We start from the raw sequence: 3227 nt of genomic DNA, 5'->3' as shown, positions 1-3227 counted from the left end.
TCGTCCAGCGGCTCCTCCCCGCCGGCCTCGTCGAGCAGCACCCAGAGCAGGAGGCCGTCGTCGTGCACCGGCAGCGGCTCCCAGCCGGCGCGCGGGGTGCCGTCCAGGGCGAGTCCGTGCCAGCGGCAGACGAGAGTGCCGCAACGTACCGGACTCTCGCCCAGGGGGGCGCCGAGGTGGGGGCAGACACCGGGGCCGGCGTGCGGGCGGCCGTCGGCGCCGCGCCAGACGACCACCTCCTGCCCCGCCACGGTCCGTGCCAGCGGCCGGTCCCCGCGCAGGGTGCGGGACGCGCCGACCACGTACCAGTTGCCGGACGGGCGGGCCTGGGCGCGCTTCAGCGCCTGGGCGATCACCGCGGGCCTGGCCTCCCGCCAGGTGGGGCGCTGGCTCTCCCAGGGGACGGGTCGCCGTCGCAGGGAGAGGGGCAGGCGGCCACGTCGAGCGGGCGGTGGGACGGGATTCACGCGACCTCCTCCAGGACGGTGGGGCGGGCGGCGGGTGCGCTGGCCGGCGGGGTGTCCGCCGCTCCTGACGCGGGATGGCGGGCGGCGCCGCGGTGGCGGAGCCGGGCCGCGGCCACGCGGACGAGCCCGTCGGCGGCGACCGCCGCCCGGTTGCGGCGGGGCACCACGGAGCGGCGGTGCAGCACGGCGTAGCCGTCGCGGGCCACGGCGTCGAGGATGCCGCCGTAGAGCACGTACGCGGTGCGGATGCAGGGCCGCGAGACCGGGTCCAGCATGGCGAGACCCGGTGCCGCCTCGCGGTAGACGCCGCGGGTGAGCGCCTCGAACTCCCGGAGGGCGGCGGTGACGCGGCGGTCCCGGCGGCCGGTGTCCCTGCTCCAGCGCAGCAGTTCCCGGTCGACGCCGTGGCCGGCGAGCAGGTCGGCGGGGAGGTAGACACGACCGCGGTCGAGGTCCTCGCCCACGTCGCGCAGGAAGTTGGTCAGCTGGAAGGCCACGCCCAGGGCGGCGGCGTGCGGTGCGGCCTGCGCGCGCGGGACGACCGTGCCGAGGACGGGCAGCATCTGCAGACCGATGACCGCCGCCGAGCCGTGCGTGTAGCCGCGCAGGTCGGCGTAGGTCGGGTAGTCGGTCACCACCAGGTCGGAGCACATCGCGGTCATGAAGTCGTGGAAGTGCGCGTGGTCGATGGCGTAGCGGCGCGCGGTGTCGGCGACGGCTCGCACCACGGGTTCCGCGCTGTGTTCCTGCCGCAGGCCTCGTCGGAGGTTCTCCCGCAGGTCGGCGAGGGCGGTGCCGCGGTGGGCGGGGCCGGCGCCGGGAACGGGACGGTCGACGATGTCGTCGGCCCAGCGGGCGAAGCCGTACAGGGCGTGCACGGCGGGCCTGCGTTCGATCGGCAGCAGCCGGGTGGCGAGGAAGTACGTCTTCCCGTGCCGTGCGTTCAGGGCGCGGCAGTGGCGGTACGCGGCGCGCAGCGCCGTGCCGTGGATCCCGGCCGCGTCGAGTTCCCGGTCGGTCATGCGGAGGTCTCCTTCACGGCGGGCGGCTTCACGGTGGACGGTTTCGCGGTGGACGGTTTCGCGGTGGACGGCTTCCCGCTGGGCGGCTTCCCGCTGGGCGGCTTCCCGCTGGGCGGCTTCGCGGCGGGCGGCTTCACGGTGGAGCGTGCGCCGGTGATCCGCGCGGCGGCCAGCTTCCCCGACAGCAGCACGGTCGGCACGCCGACGCCGGGGGTGGTCCCGCAGCCGGCGAGTACGGCGTTCTCGGTGCCCCGGACCAGATTGCGCGGCCGGAAGGGGCCGGTCTGGGCGAAGGTGTGGGCCGCCGAGAAGGGCGTCCCCGCAGCGTGTCCCTGGGCCTGCCAGTCGGCGGGAGTGATCAGGCACTCCTCCTGGATGGCTGCCTCGATGCCGTCGAGGCCGCGCCGTTCCAGTTCTCTCAGCAGCGTGTCCCGGTAGCGCGGCCCCAGGTCGCTCCAGGCGGCGGCACCGGGCCCGATGTCGGTGTTGGGGCAGGGGGCGAGGATGTAGTGCAGGTGGTGGCCGGGGGGTGCGAGCGAGGGATCCGTGGCGGTGGGCCGCGTGATGAGCAGGGAAGGATCGCTCATCAGCCGGCCGGTACGGGTGAGTTCCTCGAAGGTGGAGCGCCAGGCCGCCCCGAACGAGAGGGTGTGGTGGGCGAGGTGGTCCCAGGTGCGGTCGGTGCCCGCGTGCAGCACGACCGCGGACGGGGAGTGCCGCAGCGGCAGCGGCCTGCGGGGCCGGCGGCCCAGCAGCCGGTAGGCGACGGGCAGGTCGGGGGTGAGGACGACCGCGTCGCACGGGATGCGGTCCTGGTCGGTGACGACGGCCGTGACACGGGCCCCGGACCGTTCCAGGCGGGTGACGCGCTGGCCGAACCGCAGCTCGGCGCCCGCCTCGGCGGCGGCGTCCGCCATGGCCCGCGGCAGGGCGTGCATGCCGCCTCGGGGGAAGTACACACCGGCGACGGTGTCCATGTAGGCGATGACGGCGTACGCGGCGAGGGCCCGGGCCGGGGGGACACCGGCGTACAGGGCCTGGAAGGAGAAGATCCGGCGCAGCCGTTCGTCCGTGAGGAAGCGGCCGATCCGCGCGTCGAGGCGGCCGAAACCGCCGAGTGCGGCCAGCCGGGCGAGGTCAGGGGTGAGCAGGTCCAGCGGGGAGTCGAAGTCGGCGTCGATGAAGCGGCGCATCTGGGCCCGGTGGAGCCTGGTCAGCCAGTCACGCAGCCGCCGGTAACCCATCGCCTCGGCAGGCCCGGCGAAACGCTCGACCTCGTCGGCCATCGCGTCCGCGTCGGTGTGCACGTCGAGGCTGCTGCCGTCGGCGAAGCAGGCCCGGTAGGCCGGGTGGAGGGGGATCAGGTCGACGCGGCGGCGCAGGCTGTCGCCGACGGCCGCGAAGGCCTCGTCCGCGAGATCGGGCATGGTCAGCACGGTGGGGCCGGTGTCGATCCGGTAGCCGCCGAGGGTGCGGCGGCCGGCCCGCCCGCCGGGCTGGGCATCGCGTTCCACCAGGGTGACGCGGCGTCCGGCGCCGAGCAGGTGCAGGGCGGTCGACAGTCCGGCGAGTCCGGCCCCGACCACGACGACGTGATCCGTCCGCCCGGGCAGGGTGCGCGTCATCGGGCGGTCTCCTCGGCACCGGTGTCCAGGGTCTGGGACAAGGCCGGGGCGGAGAGGGCCGGGACCTCGGGCACGTCCACCCTGGGGATGGTCGGGACCTCGGGCACGTCCAC

Annotated in this window: 3 protein-coding genes; all 3 read right to left on the bottom strand. The window is 75.6% G+C overall.

All coding sequences use genetic code 11. The annotated features are described in order from the left end of the window. The coding region (locus tag CCN42_RS32485) for a Rieske (2Fe-2S) protein (RefSeq protein WP_143662091.1) at positions 1-467 on the bottom strand (467 nt) is incomplete at its 3' end. Further along, complete coding sequence (locus CCN42_RS32480) at positions 464-1489, bottom strand: phytoene/squalene synthase family protein (RefSeq protein ID WP_086740966.1); 1026 nt, start codon at positions 1487-1489, stop codon at positions 464-466. The genes CCN42_RS32480 and CCN42_RS32485, both read right to left, overlap by 4 nt. Further along, the gene (locus tag CCN42_RS32475; RefSeq protein ID WP_086740965.1) at positions 1486-3114 is read right to left on the bottom strand and encodes a phytoene desaturase; all 1629 of its coding nucleotides are present in this window, start codon (positions 3112-3114) and stop codon (positions 1486-1488) included. Before CCN42_RS32475 ends, CCN42_RS32480 begins: the two co-directional genes overlap by 4 nt. Positions 3115-3227 lie beyond the last annotated feature (113 nt).

The sequence above is a fragment of the Streptomyces glaucescens genome, from assembly GCF_002154375.1.
GTDB classification, from domain to species: domain Bacteria; phylum Actinomycetota; class Actinomycetes; order Streptomycetales; family Streptomycetaceae; genus Streptomyces; species Streptomyces glaucescens.
The sequence above is the reverse complement of the archived record's forward strand: the minus strand, read 5'-3'. Positions and strand labels throughout refer to the sequence as shown.

Excerpts from the sequence above, each read along its gene's own strand:
- CCN42_RS32480 (WP_086740966.1), bottom strand. The coding sequence starts at position 1,489 with ATGACCGACCGGGAACTCGACGCGGCCGGGATCCACGGCACGGCGCTG.
- CCN42_RS32475 (WP_086740965.1), bottom strand. The coding sequence starts at position 3,114 with ATGACGCGCACCCTGCCCGGGCGGACGGATCACGTCGTCGTGGTCGGG.